This window comes from Synechococcus sp. BA-124 BA4, from assembly GCF_034931165.1.
This window is the reverse complement of record NZ_JAYGIA010000037.1, coordinates 1-16,602: the sequence shown is the minus strand read 5'-3', so window position 1 is coordinate 16,602 and position 16,602 is coordinate 1. Positions and strand designations below refer to the sequence as shown.

The 16,602-nt window shown below is 68.4% G+C and carries 19 protein-coding genes and 1 riboswitch; of the genes, 14 read left to right on the top strand and 5 right to left on the bottom strand.

Annotated features, from left to right (window positions below; all coding sequences use genetic code 11):
- On the top strand, positions 1–383 hold a 383-nt coding region (locus VB734_RS05045; protein ID WP_323243022.1), incomplete at its 5' end, for a type II CAAX prenyl endopeptidase Rce1 family protein.
- On the opposite strand, the gene ppk2 is transcribed toward VB734_RS05045, so the two are convergent.
- The 3 genes from ppk2 to VB734_RS05030 all read right to left on the bottom strand — a co-directional run bounded on the left by ppk2 (position 374) and on the right by VB734_RS05030 (position 1,843).
- The gene (gene ppk2, locus VB734_RS05040) at positions 374–1,351 is read right to left on the bottom strand and encodes a polyphosphate kinase 2 (RefSeq protein WP_416238037.1); all 978 of its coding nucleotides are present in this window, start codon (positions 1,349–1,351) and stop codon (positions 374–376) included. The two genes, VB734_RS05045 and ppk2, sit on opposite strands and share 10 nt — an antisense overlap.
- 91 nt (positions 1,352–1,442) lie before the next feature.
- On the bottom strand, positions 1,443–1,649 hold the full coding sequence (locus VB734_RS05035; protein WP_323243020.1) for a hypothetical protein: 207 nt from the start codon (positions 1,647–1,649) through the stop codon (positions 1,443–1,445).
- A 35-nt stretch (positions 1,650–1,684) separates the two neighbouring features.
- A complete protein-coding gene (locus tag VB734_RS05030; RefSeq protein WP_323243019.1) occupies positions 1,685–1,843 on the bottom strand; it encodes a hypothetical protein in 159 nt (52 codons plus the stop codon).
- A gap of 206 nt (positions 1,844–2,049) precedes the next feature.
- Here VB734_RS05030 and VB734_RS05025 point away from each other — a divergent pair, with 206 nt between their 5' ends.
- The 9 genes from VB734_RS05025 (at position 2,050) to VB734_RS04985 (ending at position 10,058) form a co-directional block, all read left to right on the top strand.
- A complete protein-coding gene (locus VB734_RS05025; RefSeq protein WP_094584066.1) occupies positions 2,050–2,328 on the top strand; it encodes a DUF3136 domain-containing protein in 279 nt (92 codons plus the stop codon).
- A 68-nt stretch (positions 2,329–2,396) separates the two neighbouring features.
- Positions 2,397–2,556: riboswitch (guanidine-I (ykkC/yxkD leader) on the top strand.
- 31 nt (positions 2,557–2,587) lie between these two features.
- On the top strand, positions 2,588–3,802 hold the full coding sequence (gene speB, locus VB734_RS05020; protein ID WP_323243018.1) for an agmatinase: 1,215 nt from the start codon (positions 2,588–2,590) through the stop codon (positions 3,800–3,802).
- A 3-nt stretch (positions 3,803–3,805) separates the two neighbouring features.
- Positions 3,806–4,210, top strand: coding sequence for a hydrogenase maturation nickel metallochaperone HypA (locus tag VB734_RS05015; RefSeq protein WP_323243017.1), 405 nt, complete (start codon positions 3,806–3,808; stop codon positions 4,208–4,210).
- Between the two features lie 6 nt (positions 4,211–4,216).
- Positions 4,217–4,918, top strand: a complete 702-nt coding sequence (gene hypB / locus VB734_RS05010; protein WP_323243016.1) for a hydrogenase nickel incorporation protein HypB — start codon at positions 4,217–4,219, stop codon at positions 4,916–4,918.
- Positions 4,918–6,282, top strand: coding sequence for a type III glutamate--ammonia ligase (gene glnT / locus VB734_RS05005; protein ID WP_323243015.1), 1,365 nt, complete (start codon positions 4,918–4,920; stop codon positions 6,280–6,282). Before hypB ends, glnT (VB734_RS05005) begins: the two co-directional genes overlap by 1 nt.
- Positions 6,283–6,408: 126 nt before the next feature.
- Positions 6,409–7,419, top strand: coding sequence for an ABC transporter substrate-binding protein (locus tag VB734_RS05000; RefSeq protein WP_323243014.1), 1,011 nt, complete (start codon positions 6,409–6,411; stop codon positions 7,417–7,419).
- Positions 7,420–7,424: 5 nt separating this feature from the next.
- The gene (locus tag VB734_RS04995; protein WP_323243013.1) at positions 7,425–8,201 is read left to right on the top strand and encodes an ABC transporter permease; all 777 of its coding nucleotides are present in this window, start codon (positions 7,425–7,427) and stop codon (positions 8,199–8,201) included.
- A gap of 5 nt (positions 8,202–8,206) precedes the next feature.
- Positions 8,207–8,974: an ABC transporter ATP-binding protein gene (locus tag VB734_RS04990; protein WP_323243012.1), complete on the top strand. Its 768-nt coding sequence runs from the start codon at positions 8,207–8,209 to the stop codon at positions 8,972–8,974.
- 34 nt (positions 8,975–9,008) lie between these two features.
- The gene (locus VB734_RS04985) at positions 9,009–10,058 is read left to right on the top strand and encodes an aromatic ring-hydroxylating oxygenase subunit alpha (RefSeq protein WP_323243011.1); all 1,050 of its coding nucleotides are present in this window, start codon (positions 9,009–9,011) and stop codon (positions 10,056–10,058) included.
- Here VB734_RS04985 and VB734_RS04980 read toward each other — a convergent pair.
- Positions 10,007–10,216 carry a hypothetical protein gene (locus VB734_RS04980; RefSeq protein ID WP_323243010.1) on the bottom strand — a complete coding sequence of 70 codons (210 nt, stop codon included), beginning with the start codon at positions 10,214–10,216 and terminating at the stop codon, positions 10,007–10,009. The genes VB734_RS04985 and VB734_RS04980 overlap by 52 nt on opposite strands.
- A 22-nt stretch (positions 10,217–10,238) precedes the next feature.
- Positions 10,239–11,099, bottom strand: coding sequence for a sugar phosphate isomerase/epimerase (locus tag VB734_RS04975; protein WP_323243009.1), 861 nt, complete (start codon positions 11,097–11,099; stop codon positions 10,239–10,241).
- 171 nt (positions 11,100–11,270) lie between these two features.
- On the opposite strand from VB734_RS04975, the gene VB734_RS04970 reads away from it, so the two are divergent.
- The 4 genes from VB734_RS04970 to VB734_RS04955 form a co-directional block, all read left to right on the top strand.
- The gene (locus VB734_RS04970; protein WP_323243008.1) at positions 11,271–12,242 is read left to right on the top strand and encodes a fatty acid desaturase; all 972 of its coding nucleotides are present in this window, start codon (positions 11,271–11,273) and stop codon (positions 12,240–12,242) included.
- 11 nt (positions 12,243–12,253) lie between these two features.
- On the top strand, positions 12,254–13,309 hold the full coding sequence (locus tag VB734_RS04965; RefSeq protein ID WP_323243007.1) for an alpha/beta fold hydrolase: 1,056 nt from the start codon (positions 12,254–12,256) through the stop codon (positions 13,307–13,309).
- A 77-nt stretch (positions 13,310–13,386) separates the two neighbouring features.
- Positions 13,387–14,634, top strand: coding sequence for a type III glutamate--ammonia ligase (glnT, locus tag VB734_RS04960; protein ID WP_323243006.1), 1,248 nt, complete (start codon positions 13,387–13,389; stop codon positions 14,632–14,634).
- Positions 14,635–15,297: 663 nt separating this feature from the next.
- The coding region (locus VB734_RS04955) for a glycosyltransferase (protein ID WP_323243005.1) at positions 15,298–16,602 on the top strand (1,305 nt) is incomplete at its 3' end.

The following is a 16,602-nucleotide window of genomic DNA, read 5'->3' as shown; positions in this document are numbered from 1 at the left end:
GGCCATGGCTGCTGCTGCGCCGGGCCCCTGCCCTGCTGCTGTCCCCGGCCCTGGTCGAGGAGACCCTGTTCCGGGCCGCACTGCTGCCCCACCCCCTGGAAGGTCTGGGCCTGGCGGCCACCGTCGCCTGGGGGGCCCTGAGCGTGGGGCTGTTCGTCGCCTGGCATCCGCTGGCGGGCCGGCTCTGGTACCGCCAGGGCCGGAAGCTCTTCGACGACGGCCGCTTCCTGCTCCTGGCCGGCCTGCTGGGGCTGACCTGCGTGATGGCCTACGACCTCACCGGGTCCATCTGGCCGCCCGTGCTGATCCACGGGCTGGTGGTGCTGATCTGGCTGGAGCTGCTCGGGGGCCGCGGCTGGCTGGGCGAGGGGCCTCAGGGGTAGGCGTTGGGCACGAAGAACTGCTCGTTCATCGGCGGACGCTGGTAGTCGGCACCGCTCTTGCGGGGGGGCAATTCGATCGCCTTGGGTGTCATGTCCTCATAGGGGACCTTGCTGAGCAGGTGGCGGATGCAGTTGAGCCTGGCCCGGCGCTTGTCATTGGCCTCGACGGTGAACCAGGGAGCCTCCGGAATGTTGGTATGGGCGAACATCTCGTCCTTGGCCCGGGAGAACTCCACCCAGCGGTCCCGGGATTCCAGGTCCATGGGGCTCAGCTTCCAGCGACGGGCCGGGTCCTCGAGGCGGGAGCGGAATCGGGCCTCCTGCTCGTCATCGCTGACGGAGAACCAGTACTTAATCAGGGTGATGCCGCTGCGCACCAGCATGCGCTCGAATTCCGGGCAGGAGAGCATGAATTCATCCACCTGCTCCGTCGTGCAGAAGCCCATCACCTTCTCGACGCCGGCCCGGTTGTACCAGCTGCGGTCGAACAGGACGATCTCCCCAGCGGAGGGGAAATTCTCGACGTAGCGCTGGAAGTACCACTGGGTCTTCTGCTGGTCCGAAGGGGTACCGAGGGCCACCACGTTGCAGCCCCGCGGGTTGAGGGGCTCGGTGATGCGCTTGATGGTGCCGCCCTTGCCGGCGGCGTCGCGGCCCTCGAACAGCAGGATCATGCGGTAGCCCACATGCTTCACCCAGTACTGCATCTTGACCAGCTCCACCTGAAGCCGGGCCAGCTCCTTCTCATAGAACTTGCGATCCAGCTTGGGGGGACGTCCCTCGGAATGGTTGGAGAGGTCGTCGAAGATCGGCGAGGGCCTGTAGAGATCCGACTCGCAGACACCTGTGGAGCCGACGCCGTTGCCGGAGACACTGTCCGAACTGCGCCTGCCTCCGGATTCCTTCTTCTTCGAGGCCTTGATCTTCAGGGTCTTGACCTTGAGACCACCTTTTTCCTTTTTGCCCATGCCGCAGCGGGGTGTGCTGCCTCTGCAGTAGCCGATCAACGGCACCCCAGGAGCAGCAATGGGTACCCGACAGCAAAGCCTGGGATTTTCTTCATGTTGTCGCCGCTGTCGGCGCAACCCCCATGGGCGGGAAGGAGGCGGTCGCCGGCAGATCGGAGGCGGCCACCCACTGGGCGATCAGCTGTTCCTGGCGCACCAGCCGGTAGCGGTTCCGCTCGCTGGGATGCTGCCGGTACTGTTCCCGCAGGCTCTCCAGCCTGGCGACGAGGGAGTGGTACACGGGATGGTTCTTGTTCATCACCTCACGGGTGAGGCATCAACAGGGGGGAGGGCTCAGCCGGCGACGCTGACGCCTGGGGCCCACTGGGCGATCAGCTGCTCCTGGCGGACGACGCGGTAGCGGTTGAGCTCGTTGGGCAGATCGTTGTACTGCTCATTGAGGGAGCGGAGCTGCTGCAGAAGCGCATTCATCACGGGATGGTCTTCGGACATGTCAGGCCTTCGTCTGCTGACCAAACCTTAACTGAATCGGAAGGTCCGCCACCCCCCTGTGCCGTCAGGGTCAGCAAACCCCCATGGCGGCCCCCTGCGTCCATGGGAGGACCGGGGCGGGAATGTCCCCGGATGGGGGGCGCGCCCCGGCCGCCCATGGACGACAGTGGGGAGATCTCTGCGGGGCCTGCCCCGAAGGATGCCCGATGACCGCCCGATCGCTTCCAGCGTCCCTGCCGAAGGTCACGATCCCGAAAGTCACCATCGGTGAACTGGAGGCCAATTATTCGATGTACTGCAAGGCCCTGCGGCTGCTGGTCCGGGAAGGTCGGACCCTCAAGAAGATCCAGCGCACGGTCTGCTGGCACCGGCTCGAGCAGCTGCACCAGTGCCTGCCGAGCCAGTACAAGGATCCGGACTATCTCTTTCTGCTGCTGCGCCGCGAGACCAACCGCAAGGCGGCCGGTCTTCCCTGTCCTTCCTGAAGCCACCGCCCCGATCCCGTAGCAACCGTCACAGCCGTCCCGTCCGGGGGCCTTCAGGATCCCAAGGCGGATATTGCTTCTAGGGTTCCGGTCCCCCATGGCTGGCACTGCCATTCCTGGCATTGCCGGCACCTGAGGGATGCCTGGTCCGAGAGAAGCGCACCCACCGGAGCTTGAGAACCCTGTTCTCACCGGTGTGTGGCACGGAGGGACAAAAGCCCGGGAGACCGCCCCATCCCCACCGTGCCCAGAGGTCCGAATGAATGATCCGTCCAGCGGCAGCCAGGCCGATGCGTCCGAAGCCTTCGGCCGGGGCCGCCCCCCGGCCGGCACGGAAGGGGCCCGGGCCCTCGAGAAGGAGGCCGCCCTTCCCCTTACCGGCTGGCAACAGGAGGTCGACCAGGGCCATCGTTACGGCCTGGAGGCGGCAGAAAGCATCGTCGATCGGCGCATCTCCACCTTCTCCCGCGGGGAGCTGCCCCACTTCGCGGGCATCAACACCTTCATGAAGGCGCCCTACATCGAGGACGTAAACCGGGTGGGGGAATTCGACGTGGCGGTGGTGGGCGTCCCCCACGACAGCGGCACCACCTACCGCCCCGGCACCCGCTTCGGCCCCCAGGGGATCCGGCGCATCTCGGCCCTCTACACCCCTTACAACTACGAGATGGGGGTCGACCTGCGCGAGCAGATCACCCTCTGCGACGTGGGTGACATCTTCACCATCCCCGCCAACAACGAGAAGAGCTTCGATCAGATCTCCAAGGGCATCGCCCACGTGTTCGCCAGCGGGGCCTTCCCGATCATCCTGGGCGGCGACCACTCGATCGGTTTCCCCACCGTCCGGGGCGTCTGCCGCCACCTCGGCGACAAGAAGGTGGGCATCATCCACTTCGATCGCCACGTCGACACCCAGGAGACCGACCTGGACGAGCGCATGCACACCACGCCGTGGTTCCATGCGACCAACATGGCCAATGCCCCGGCCGAAAACCTGGTGCAGCTGGGCATCGGCGGCTGGCAGGTGCCGCGGGAAGGGGTGAAGGTCTGCCGCGAGCGGGGCACCAACGTGCTCACCGTCACCGACATCTGCGACATGGGCCTGGAGGCGGCGGCGGCCTACGCCATCGAGCGGGCCACCGACGGCACCGACTGCGTCTACATCTCCTTCGACATCGACTGCATCGATGCCGGCTTCGTGCCGGGCACCGGCTGGCCCGAGCCCGGCGGTCTGCTGCCCCGCGAAGCCCTCAAGCTGCTGGAGCTGATCGTCCGCAACGTTCCGGTCTGCGGCCTCGAAGTGGTGGAGGTCTCCCCCCCGTATGACGTCAGCGACATGACCTCCCTGATGGCCACCCGGGTCATCTGCGACACCATGGCTCACCTGGTGGTGAGCGGCCAGCTGCCCCGCAAGTCGGTGCCGGCCTGGCTCTCCAAGGACTGCAACATGCAGGTCGACCGCGCCTGGAGATAGGCCATGCATGAAGTCGACATGACGCGCTGCCTGCTGCTGTCCATGAACGAGTGGAAGCAGCAGCACGCTCCCCGGGTGCCGGCGGTGGATCGGGTCCATCTCGAGGTGGGCACCTTCACCTGCGTGGAACCCGACCAGCTGGTGGTCACCTGGGCCGATGCCGTCAAGGGCAGCTGGCTCGACGGCGCCGAGCTGGTGATTGAGTCGGTGCCCCTGGTGGGGCGTTGCGTCCGTTGCCAGGCCACCTACAGCCCCGATCCCGCCGAGGGCTTCCGCTCCCCCTGCTGCCACCACCCGATGGAGGAGATCGTCAGCGGCCGCGAGCTGCGGATCCGCTCGGTCGCCTACGGGTTCGAGTCCGCCCCCTCACCGACCAACCCCGTGTCCCGTCCCACCGCCGCCCGCTGATCCGCCATGCACATGCCCCTTGAAGACAGCCTCGGTATCAACCTGCTGGCGGCCAACCAGCACCGGGCCGAGCACAACCGCGAGCACTTCGACGCCTGGAACCTGCTCTGCCTCAACGTGATGAGCAGCCCCGGCGCCGGCAAGACCTCCCTGCTGGAGCGCAGCCTCGCCGCCCTCGCCAGCCGCTGGGCCATGGCCGTGCTGGAAGGCGACATGACCACCCTGCTCGATGCCGAGCGACTGGAGGCCGTGGGGATTCCGGTGGTGCCGATCACCACCGGCCGTGCCTGCCACCTGGATGCCGCCATGGTCAGCGGCGGCCTGAAGCTGCTCCGCCAGCGGCTCGATCCCGCCGGCCTCGACATCCTCTGGGTGGAGAACGTGGGCAACCTGGTCTGTCCCGCCGAATTCGCCATCGGTGAGCACCGCAAGGTGGCGCTCCTGAGCGTCACCGAGGGGGACGACAAGCCCCTCAAGTACCCGGTGATGTTCCGGGAGGCCGACTGCGTGCTGATCACCAAGGTGGATCTGCTGCCCCACCTGCCGGTGGATGTGGAGCGGATCGAGGCCCACATCCGCCAGGTGAACCCCCGCACCGCCGTGTTCCGCCTCTCCGCCACCACCGGCGAGGGCTTCGAAGCCTGGCACGACTGGCTCGACGCCCAGCGCCAGGCCGTTCAGTCCTCCCCCGCCCTGTTGCACGCCTGATGAGTCACCAGCATCCCGCCTCCGATGCCACCACGGCCCTGCAGGCCGACCTGCGCGCGAAGGGCGTCCGCTACGCCCTGGCGAGCTTCGTCGACCTGCACGGGGTGAGCAAGGCCAAGGCCGTTCCCCTCGAGCACCTCGGCCAGATGATGGCCGGCTCCGAGCTGTTCACAGGGGCGGCCCTCGACGGCGTTCCCCAGGAGGTGAGCGACGACGAGGTGGCCGCGGTTCCCGATCCCGCCAGCGCCACCGTGCTCCCCTGGCAGCCGGAGGTGGCCTGGTTCGCCAGCGACCTGCACCTGCACGGCCGGCCCTTCGACGCCTGCAGCCGCCACATCCTCGGCCGGGTACGCCAGGAGGCCGCCGCCATGGGCTTCCGCTTCAACCTCGGCATCGAGACCGAGTTCTTCGTGCTGAAGAAGGGGGCGGCGGGCGGCTGGGTCCCCTTCAGCGACCGGGACACCCTCGACAAACCCGCCTACGACGTGCGCGGCCTGCTCGACAACCTGCCCTGGCTGGACGAGTTGGTGCAGGCGATGAACGGCCTGGGCTGGGGGGTCTATTCCTTCGACCACGAGGACGGCCCCGGCCAGTTCGAGACCGACTTCGACTACGCCGACGTCCTCACCATGGCCGACCGGCTCACCTTCTTCAAGCTGATGGCCAAGGAGATCGCCCATCGGCACGGTCTGCTGGCGACCTTCATGCCCAAACCCTTCGGCGACCGCACCGGCAGCGGCGCCCACTTCAACATGTCCCTGGCGGACCTTCAGACCGGGGTGAACCTGTTCGCCACGCCCGAAGCGACCCCCGGGGAGGTCACCAAGCTGGCGGAGCACTTCATCGCCGGTGTGCTCCGCCACGCCCCCGCCATCTGTGCGGTGATCGCCCCGACGGTCAACAGCTACAAGCGGCTGGTGGCCCAGGGGAGCATGTCGGGGTTCACCTGGGCACCGGTGTTCGTCTGCTACGGCAACAACAACCGCACCAACATGCTGCGCATTCCCTCTCCCGGTGGTCGGGTGGAATGCCGGGCGGCCGACATCTCCTGCAACCCGTACCTGGGTGCGGCGCTGATGCTGGCCGCCGGCCTCGAAGGGATCCGCGAACAACGCGATCCCGGCGCCCCCAACCTGGTGAATGCCTACACACTCAGCGCAGCGGAACGGGCCGAACGCGGCCTGAACATGCTGCCCCGAACCCTCGGGGAAGCGGTGGAGGCCTTCGCGGCGGATCCACTTGCTGAAAGTGTATTCGGTGATGCCATGTTCAACGCCTTTATCTCCTACAAACGTGAAGAGTGGGAGTCCTACCACTCGGCGGTTTCCGAATGGGAACAGCATCGTTATCTGGAGTTTTTCTGAGCCTCTCCATCGAGATCCCTTCACTCCAAAATCCCACGGAGCCGAGTCCGGCATCCATTCGGCAGCGCGCCAAAGACGCGACCTTCCCCATCTGCTCAGCCACCACTCCATTCCGCGATTCCTGTGATGTTGAAAGCCACTTTTTTCCGTCGTCAACGCCGGGCCGTCGCCCTCGCCCTGATGGCCGCCCTCGGGGGAGGATTGCTGGCGGGTTGCCAGCAGCCGGCCAGCCAGGAGGCGCCCGTCAAAATCGGCTACAGCGCCTGGCCGGGCTGGTTCCCCTGGAAGGTCACCGAAGTCAAGGGGTTGTTCGAGAAGCAGGGGGTGGCGGCCTCCATGCAGTGGTTCGACGGGTACCTGGATTCGATCAACGCCCTCAACGCCGGCCAGCTGGACTGCAACAGCCAGACCCTCAACGACACGATCAGTTCCGTGGCGGGTGGGGCCGATCTCCAGGTGGTGCTCCAGAACGACTTCTCCACGGGCAATGACCAGATCATCGCTGCGGCGGAGATCAAGACGATCCCCGATCTGAAGGGCAAGAAGGTCGCGGCCGAGGAAGGCACCGTCGACCATTTCCTGCTGCTGAAAGTGCTCAAGGAGGCGGGTCTCTCCGCCAAGGACATCACCTTCGTACCGCTCGAAACCGGCGCCGCCGCCGCGGCCTTCGCGGCCGGCAAGGTGGATGCGGCCGGCGTCTATGCCCCCTTCACCACCCAGGCCCTGAAGCGCCCCGGCAGCCGGGCCCTGGCCACCTCCAAGGATCACCCCGGTGCGATCAGTGATCTGCTCGTCTGCCGCACGGACTTCGTCGCCAAGAATCCCGAGAAGGTCCAGAAGATCGTCAACGCCTGGTTCGCCACGCTGCAGACAATCAAGGACGACCCGGCCGGCACACTGCCGATCCTGGTGGAGCGCTCCGGAGTCAGCGAAGCCGAATTCAAGGAGTACAACGCCGGCACCACCATCCAGACCCTCGAGGAAAACCGCAGCAACTTCAAGCCGGGCACCACGATGCTGTCGCTTCCCTTTGCCGCCGAACAGATCAGCGCCTTCCTGGTGGAGACGGGCCTGGCCAAGACCAAGCCTGACCTCACCAACCTGCTGAATTCCCAGTTCGTCGACAACGCCCGTTGAGCACCATGGCCCGGTCCCCCGCCCTGCGCCGCTTCGTCAGCCACCCCTGGGTCCTGGGGGTGCTTGGCATCCTCACCGTCTTCCTGATGTGGTGGCTGGTCACCTCCAGCGGCATGGTCGACAAGCTCTTCCTGCCGGGCCCCGGAGCGGTGTGGATGGCGGGCACCGACCAGTTCCAGCGGGGCATCCTGGTGGCGGATGCGGCGGCCAGCATCAAGCGGGTGTTCATCGGTTTCATGATCTCGGCAGGGCTGGCCCTGCCGATCGGCATCGCCATGGGCACGAACCGCACCATCTGCCACTTTCTGGAGCCCCTGATGGCGCTGATCCGCTACATGCCGGCGCCGGCCTTCATCCCGCTGCTGATCATCTATTTCGGCCTTGAGGAACTCCCGAAAGTGATGCTGATCTTCATCGGCACCTTCTTCTTCAACGCCCTGATGATCATGGATGCGGTGAAGTTCGTTCCCTCCGAACTGGTGGAAACGGCCCTCACCCTGGGGGGCCGGGGCCTGCCGATCCTCACCCGGGTGGTGGCCCCCTACATCGCTCCCCAGGTGCTCGACACCTACCGCATCAACATGGCCTCCGCCTGGAACCTGGTGATCGTCGCCGAACTGGTGGCCGCCAATGAGGGCCTGGGTAAACGCATCAGCCTGGCCCAGCGATTCCTGCGCACCGATGAGATCTTCGTCGGCCTGATCGTGATCGGTCTGATCGGCCTGATGATCGATCTGGGTTTCCGCTTTCTGATGCGACGGGCCTGCTCCTGGGCCAACTGAACCCCATGCATCTCCAGGTCTCCCAGGTTTCCAAGAGTTTCGGCGAAGGGCGTGATCGCAAGCTCGTTCTCGACAACATCTCTTTCGAGCTGGTCTCGGGCCAGTTCATGGCCCTGGTCGGCAGTTCGGGGTCCGGCAAGTCCACTGTGATGCGCCTGATCGCCGGTCTGGAGCGGCCCAGCGCGGGCACCATCCACCTCGATGGCGTGCCGGTCCAGCGCCCCGGCTCCGACCGCGGCATGGTGTTCCAGAAGTACAGCCTCTACCCCTGGCTCACAGCGGCCCAGAACGTCGCCTTCGGCCTGTCCCTCCAGGGTCGGGACAAGGCGGAGATCCGCGAACGCACCGCCTACTTCCTCGACGTGGTCGGGCTCGCGGATGCGGCCCGACGGCTGCCGCGGGAACTCTCCGGGGGCATGCAGCAGCGGGTGGCCATCGCCCGGGCCCTGGCCAACGAACCGAAGGTGCTGCTGCTGGACGAACCGTTCGGGGCGCTGGATCTGCAGATCCGCGAATCGATGCAGGAGTTCCTCCACGACCTCTGGAAGCGCACAGGGCTCACCGCCCTGCTGATCACCCACGACATCGAGGAGGCGCTGCTGCTCGCCGGAACCGTGCACATCATGGCGCCGCGCCCCGGCAGGATCGTCCACAGCGTCGACGTCCAGCTCGACCGCTCCGACCTGCGCCACCTGCGCGTGTCCCCGCCCTTCCTGGAATTGCGCGAGGAACTCGCCAGCCGCCTGCGCAGCCTGGATGGCGCCCTGCTCTGAGGGATCACTCCGTCCTGCCCACACCGTTCGTTCCATGGACACCGCCACCCGGGCCGCCTTTCTGCCGACGGAGCTCTACGGCTCGCCGTCCATCGCCGCCCTCGAGCGCGAGCACTACGCCACCCGCTTCTGGCACCCCGTCGCCGCCGCCGCCGATCTGCCGCTGGGCCATGTGCGGGCGCTGGAGCTGCTCGGTCTTCCCGTGCTGCTATGCCACGGCAGCGACGGCCGCGTACGGGCCTTCCGCAACCGCTGTCCCCACCGGGCGGTGGCCTTCCGTTCCCCACAGGAGGGAAGCGTGGCCTGCCGCAGGCTGGTGTGCCCCTACCACGGCTGGACCTACGACCTGGGCGGCACGCTGCTGGCGGCCGCCCGGGAAGGGGACTTCGTCGACCCGTTCGATCGCGGCGCCTGGCCGCTCGAGGTCCTCGGCTGCCAGGTGCGGGCCTCCCTGATCTGGGTGGCCCTGGGGGCCGACCCGATCCCCCTGGACGACCAGCTCGATCTGGCGCTGCAGGAAGCTCCCGAAGCCCTCGCCCAAACCCTGGTGCCCCTGGCCTTCCACGAGCGGGGACTGGCCTGCAACTGGAAGATCGCCCACGACAACACCCTGGACGACTACCACGTCGCCATCGCCCATCCCACCACCCTGCATCGGCTCCAGGGCCCGGTGCGCGACTACCGCCATCGCTTCGGCACCTGGGCCAACGTGCTGGCCACCCCCTCGCCGGAGGCGGACGGGGAGTTCCTCACCTTCGGCCTGCCGCCGTGGAACCACCTGCTGGTGTGGCCGGACGGACGGCTGGCGATGATCCAGTTCCTGCCCGAAGCGCTGGACACCTGCCGGATGCAGGTGTGGCTGCTGGGGCCTGCCTCACTCCGGGGCGAAGGGGAGGCGCTGATGGCGGAGATGGTCCATTTCCTCGCCGAGGACCGCGCCCTGGTGGAATCGGCGCAGCGGGGCTACGGGGATGGCTTCCGCACCGGACCGCCGCACCGGCTGGAGGCCCGGATCCTGCACCAGCAGGCGATCTACGCGACGCTGCTGGAGCCCTGGTACGCGTCGGGGCGGATGCCCAGGTAGGCGGCTTCCTTGAACAGGGCCCGCTTGGCATCGGCGTCCTGGCGCTGCTCGGCGATGGCGTAACGGGCTCGCAGGGAAGCAACCAGGGTGGCCTGGCGGGGATCGGACCCTTGGCTGGAGCGGTTGGCCGACGGCGTGCCGGTCGGGGCGTCGATCATGTTCATCACGACGTAACTCTGTTCACGATGAACATAGCTTATCGCTGTTCCCAGCTATCGGCTGACTGCGCAACCACCGCGTCATCGCCGTGTTGATCGTCAGCAGATCGGCCACCGGTTGGTTCGTGAACGGCAGGGTGGGCAGGTAGCCGTCCGGCCCGAATTCGGGTGTGAAGCTGGGGGGCGGTGCCCCCCGATTCACCGCCCGTTCGGCGAACAGTTGCCAGCACGCCAGGTGGGCGGCAAGCGCCTCGGCATGTTCGGGGGCGAAGGGATGGGACACCTGGGGACCCTGGGCATGGCCCACCCGGGCATGGATGTGGTCCACCCGGTCGGCCATCGCCTGCACCGGCTCCAGATCCGGGGTCATCAGCCGTTCGGCCACGACGCACCAGTGGCTCAGGTCGGCCGTCAGCCGCAGCCCCGGCACGGCCTCCAGCAGCGGCGCGATCGTCCAGGGCATGCCCAGGCAGCGGGACCGGTGGGTTTCGAAGCTCACCGGCAGGCCGCTGGCCGCCGCCAGGGCCTGGGCCTCGGCCAGAAAAACCCGTTGCCGCTCCAGGGGCCAGGCATCGCTGCCGGTGAGCACGGTCACCCGGTGGGGGTGGAGCTCGGAGCAGCGGTTCAGCTGGGTGCCCAGTTCCGCCAGGTGCTGCGCCGGCGTGACGGCCAGCTCCGGCACGTAATCGCCGCCGGTGACCACCTCCAGCACCAGGGGTCTGCCGGACTCCAGCAGGCGGGCGCGTCCGTCCGGGTCGCCGACCAGGGACGGATGGTGGATGTTGAGCTCCACCCCGTCGAATCCCCCCCGGCCGGCCGTCTCCAGGGCCATGGCGAGGGGCCCCTCGAAGCCCCAGAGGGAGAAAAACAGCAGGGAAGGCACCGGAGCGGCACGACGCAGATCCCACTCTTCCCTGCCGCACGCCCCCGGCGGGTAACCATCCCCACCGGGCGCCACACCCGGAGCAAGTGTCCGTGACGAACGGTGTCCGGCGGACTCCGAGCGGGACAGTGGAGCGACATCCTCTCCCTCCGCCGGCCAACGGCGACCTTCGTGACCGCCTCCCCACCCTCCGCCCCAGCGGTGGCCGGCCCGCGCACCGCCGGGCCTCTGCTGTCCGCTCCGCTGCTGGCGCGCCTCAACGAACGACGCGACGGGCCCGGCTGGCGCCGGCTGGCCTTCCACCTCACGGTGCTGGGCCTGGGCGCCCTCCTCTGGAGATGGCCCATGCCGCCAGCCCTCCCCACCGCTGCGTTCTGGGGCCTGCGGCTGGTGGGACTGCTGCTGCTGGGCTGGGGTCTGGCCTTCGGCTTCTGCGCCATGCACGAGTGCGGGCACCGCACTGCCTTCGCGAGCAAGGCGCTCAACGACACCGTGGCCTGGTGGGCCGGTCTGCTGAGCTTCTACAACGCCGATTACTACCGCCGCTACCACCAGTGGCACCATCGCTTCACCCACCAGCCGGGCCTCGATCCGGAACTGGAGGACGACCCGCCCAGCACCCTGGGGGGCTATCTGCTCGAGCTCAGTGGCCTGCCCTGGTGGACCGGCAAGCTGCGCGGCCATGCCGCCGGCCTGCGCGGTGACTTCGGCGGCAGGCCCTACATCCCCGCCGAGGCGACCGCGGCCGTCACCCGCTCGATTCGGCTTCAGGTCGCCGTCTACGCCGTCCTGCTGGCCGCCTCCCTCTGGCAGGCCAACGGCGCCCTGTTCTGGTTCTGGCTGCTGCCGCTGGCCGTCGGCCAGCCCCTGCTGCGCTTCGTGCTGATGGCCGAGCACGGCGGCTGCAGCACAGGCACCGACGGCCTCAGCAACACCCGCTCCACCCTGACGCTGGCGCCCCTGCGCTGGCTGATGTGGGAGATGCCCTTCCACGTTGAGCACCACCTCTACCCCTCGGTTCCCTTCCACGCCCTCGCCGAGGCCCATGGCCATCTGGCGCCCCATCTGGTGCACACCGGTCAGGGCTATCTGGCGGTGCACCGCGACTTCCTGAGCGATCCCGCCCGACTGGCCCTCCCCTGAATCCCGATCTCTTGCCCCCCAGCCCCGCAATCCCGCGCCGTTTCGCGCTCGGGGACTTTCCCCTCGCTTCCGGGGGAACCCTTCGCTCCGCCTGGCTCGATTACCGGGTCTACGGAACGCTGGCCGGCGACCGCTCCAACCTGGTGCTCTACCCGAGCTCCTACGGCGCCTGGCCCGAGGACATCGACTGGGTGGTGGGACCGATCCTTGATCCGCAGCGCTGGTGCGTGGTGCTGGTGAGCCAGTTCGGCAACGGCCGCTCCTCCAGCCCCAGCAACGCCGGACCGGACCTGGAGGACGGCCGCTGGCCCGTCGACCACCGCGACAACGTGGCCGCCCAGCGCCGGCTGCTGGAAGAGGTCTTCCAGGTGGCCGAGCCGGCCCTGATCTACGGCTGGTCGATGGGGGCCCAGCAGGCCTACCACTGGGCCGTGCTGGAGCCGCAGCGGACCCGGCGCATCTGCTGCGTCTGCGGCACGGCGCGCACCACAGCCCACAACCGGGTGTTCCTGCTGAGCCTGCGCCAGGCCCTCACCGCCGATCCCCACTGGGATGGGCTCCGCTTCCGGGGGGTGCCCGAGCAGGGGTTGCGCACCTTCGCCCTGATCTACGCCAGCTGGGCCGCCAGCCAGCCCTTCTATCGCCGCGGCGCCCACCGCCAGCTGGGCTTCGCCAGCGTCGAGGCCTACGTGGAACAGGCCTGGTTACCGGCCTACCGCCGCCATGACCCCCATGACCTGCTGGCCATGCTCGACGTCTGGATGGCGAACGATGTGGCCGCCGCCGCCGGGATCAGCGCCACCGATGGCACGGGCGACGGCGCTGGCGATCCCGATGCCGAGCTGGCCGCGGCCCTGGGCCGGATACGGGCCCGCACCGCCGTGATCGCCGGCCGCCACGACCTCTACTTCACTCCCGACGACTGCCAGGCCGAGGCCGCCCTGATCCGCGGTGCCCATTTCGAGGTCCTGGAGTCCGACCTGGGCCACCGGGCCGGCAATCCCCGCGACGCGCCGGTCGAGCAGCGCCAGCTGCGGGCCGCCGTGGATCAGCTCTGCGCCGACTGACGCCTCTGCGCCGACTGACAGCTCTGCGCTGACGGATCGCCTCCGCCTCCAGCTCCCCTTCCTCTTCACCACCCCCGATGACCGATCTGGCCCGCTTCGCCGCCACCCATGGCATCCGCCATTTCCTCTTCTCCTTCTGCGACCTGTTCGGGGTGCAGCGGGCCAAGCTGGTGCCGGCGGCCGCGGCGGCCGAACTGGCCCGATCCGGGGCCGGCTTCGCCGGTTTCGCCGCCTGGCTCGCCATGACCCCGGCCGACCCGGACGTGCTGGCGATCCCCGATCCCACCAGCCTGATGGTGCTCCCCTGGCAGAAGGACGTGGCCTGGGTGGCCACCGATCTGCAGGTGGAGGGGCAGGTGCTGGAGCAGTCGCCCCGGCGGGTGCTCCAGCGGCAGATCGCCCGGGCGGCGGCCCTGGGCCTGCAGTTCCGCAGTGGCGTGGAGGCGGAGTTCTTCCTGATGGACCCGGAACGGGACGCCATCGCCGATGGTCTCGACCGGCAGTCGAAGCCCTGCTACGACCAGCTCGCTCTGATGCGCCACTACCCGCTGATCAGCGAACTGCTCGACGGCATGGAGAGCCTCGGCTGGGGGCCCTACCAGGCCGATCACGAGGATGCCAACGGCCAGTTCGAACTCAACTGGACCTATGCCGAATCGCTGCTGACCGCCGACCGCCACGCCTTCTTCCGCGTGATGGCGGCCGCCCTGGCGGAACGCCACGGGGTGCGGGTGAGCTTCCAGCCCAAGCCGATCCCGGCCCTCACCGGCAACGGCGCCCACCTGCACGCCTCCCTCTGGGACGAGGGGGGGCGCAACGTGTTCCACGACCCGGCCGGGGAGAAGGGACTGTCGGAGATCGCCTACCGGTTTCTCGCCGGCCTGCTGGCCCACGCCCCGGCCCTCTGCGCCCTCACCAATCCGGTGGCCGGCAGCTACCGGCGTCTGGCGCGCTCCATCACCAGCTCCGGCGCCACCTGGTCCCCCTCCTGGATCAGCTACGGCGGCAACAACCGCACCCACATGGTGCGCATCCCCGACGACCAGCGGATCGAGTTGCGTCTGGGCGACGGCGCCGCCAACCCCTATCTGCTCCAGGCGGCGGTGCTGGCGGCCGGTCTGGACGGCATCGAACGGCGGCTCGACCCCGGCCCCCGCAGCGATCTGAACACCTACGTGGAGGCGCCGGCGGGGGCGGCCTCCCTGCCCACCTGTCACGCCGATGCCCTCGAGGCCTTCCGCCACGACGCACCGCTGCGGGACTCCCTGGGGGAAGCGTTCTGCAGCGCCTACGAAGCCCTGGTGGCCCAGCGCGGCGACGTGTGACGGCAGCAGGAAGCCCATCCCCCGACGAGGGAAAGACCCGCACGATTGCCTATGGCCAGGGCGGCCCGGGGGGATGAGAGTGAGTCCAGAAACCAGGAGGCTCCAGCGATGGAAGACACCCCGCCCGGTCAGATGTCAGGAGTGTGCTGACGGCAGGCCCCTGCTCCAACAGTCTTGTTCCCACCAACGGTTTCCCGGTCGTTCGCCGATCACCCGATGCATCGTTCAGGTGCCCACGGGTCCATGGAAACCGGCCCCTGGATGCCTCGGCCCCAGGTGCCTCCCTCCGCAGCTCCGACTCCGAAACCCACCCCCGGGGACTCCCACGGATCCCCCAGCCCCGCTGACCACCCTCTGATGGCGCGTCCATGGCGGAGGAGCATCCTCGTCTCCCTCCCCATCACCCATCCACGGTCCCCAAGGACCCGATCGTCAGCCCTTCTGATCGTCAACCCTTTCTGAACGACAACCGTCACACCGACCGTTCAACCGGAGTCACCACCGACATCAGACAACCCGAACCACGTCAGGAACATCACCGTTCCACCCCAAGCCCGGCGATCCTGGACGCCGGGCTTTTTCATGGGCCATCGGCCATCGGGCGGCCGGATCCCGCCGGCCCGGGGGAACCGCCTAGATTTGCTTAACAATCGGTCGGGGTCGATGACACGCCTGCCCTGGGCCGTCCTACTGCTGACACTGCTGGGGGCCCGTTATCTGGGCTGGCGCTTCACCGCCAGCCTCAACCTGGCCACGCCCCTGGCCGCCAGCCTCAGCATCCTGACCCTGGCGGCGGAGCTGGTGCTGCTGGCCGGATTCTTCCTGCAGCTCTGGTTCACGCTGCTGCCCGAACGGCCGGCGCCCCCCGCGGGCCCGATCCCCACACCCGTCCCGACGGTCGACGTGCTCGTGCCCAGCTGCGGCGAACCGGCCGATCTGGTGGAGCGCTGCCTGCGGGGCTGCCTGGCCATGGACTACCCCAGCCACACGGTCTGGCTCCTCGACGACAGCGACCGGCCGGAACTGGCGGAGCTCTGCGACCGCCTCGGCTGCCACTATGTCGCCCGCCGGGAGCATGCCCATGCCAAGGCCGGCAACCTCAACCACGGCCTGCGCCACTGCATGGGGGAGCTGGTGGCGGTCTTCGACGCCGACGTCGTGCCCCTGCGGCCCTTCCTGCGCCGCACCGTCGGCCTGTTCGCCGACCCGACCGTGGGCTTCGTGCAGACCCCCCAGAGCTACATGAACGCCGATCCGGTGATGCGCAACCTGAGCCTGGAGCGCTGGCTGCTGCCGGACGAGGAAAGCTTCTACCGCTGGATCCAGCCCACCCGCCAGAACCTCAACGCCGTGGTCTGCGCCGGCACGTCCTTCGTGATGCGGCGCGAGGCGCTCGAGCGGGTGGGTGGCTTCGAGACGGCCACGCCATCGGAGGATCTGGCCACGGGCATCCGGATCACCGCCGCCGGCTACCGCAACCACTACCTCTCGGAGAAGCTGAGCGCCGGCCTCGCGCCCTTCACCGCGGCGGCCATGGCGCGACAGCGCTGCCGCTGGGGCAGCGGTTCCCTGCAGACCCTGCGCACGGGGGCCGATCCGCTGCGGATTCCCGGTCTCAGCCCCCTGCAGCGGCTCGCCTACAGCGAAGGCATCCTGTACTGGTTCACCTTCCCGGCCCAGCTGGTGCTGCTCTGCACGCCGCTCAGCCTCGGACTGCTGGGCATCGCCCCGATCCTGTTCAGCGGCGATGCCCTGCTCACGGTCGCCATGCCGTTCGTGTTCAGCCAGCTGCTGCTCACCCGCTGGTTGAGCGGCCATGCCCGCGCCGCGATCCTGCCGGAGCTGTACCGCTGGATCTTCCTGGTGCCGATCTGTGCCGCCGTGGTCGCCACGGCTCTGGGCCGGCCCCGGCGCTTCCGCGTCACCCCGAAGGCGGTGGTCGGCCGGGACTCCGGCCCGGACCTGGGC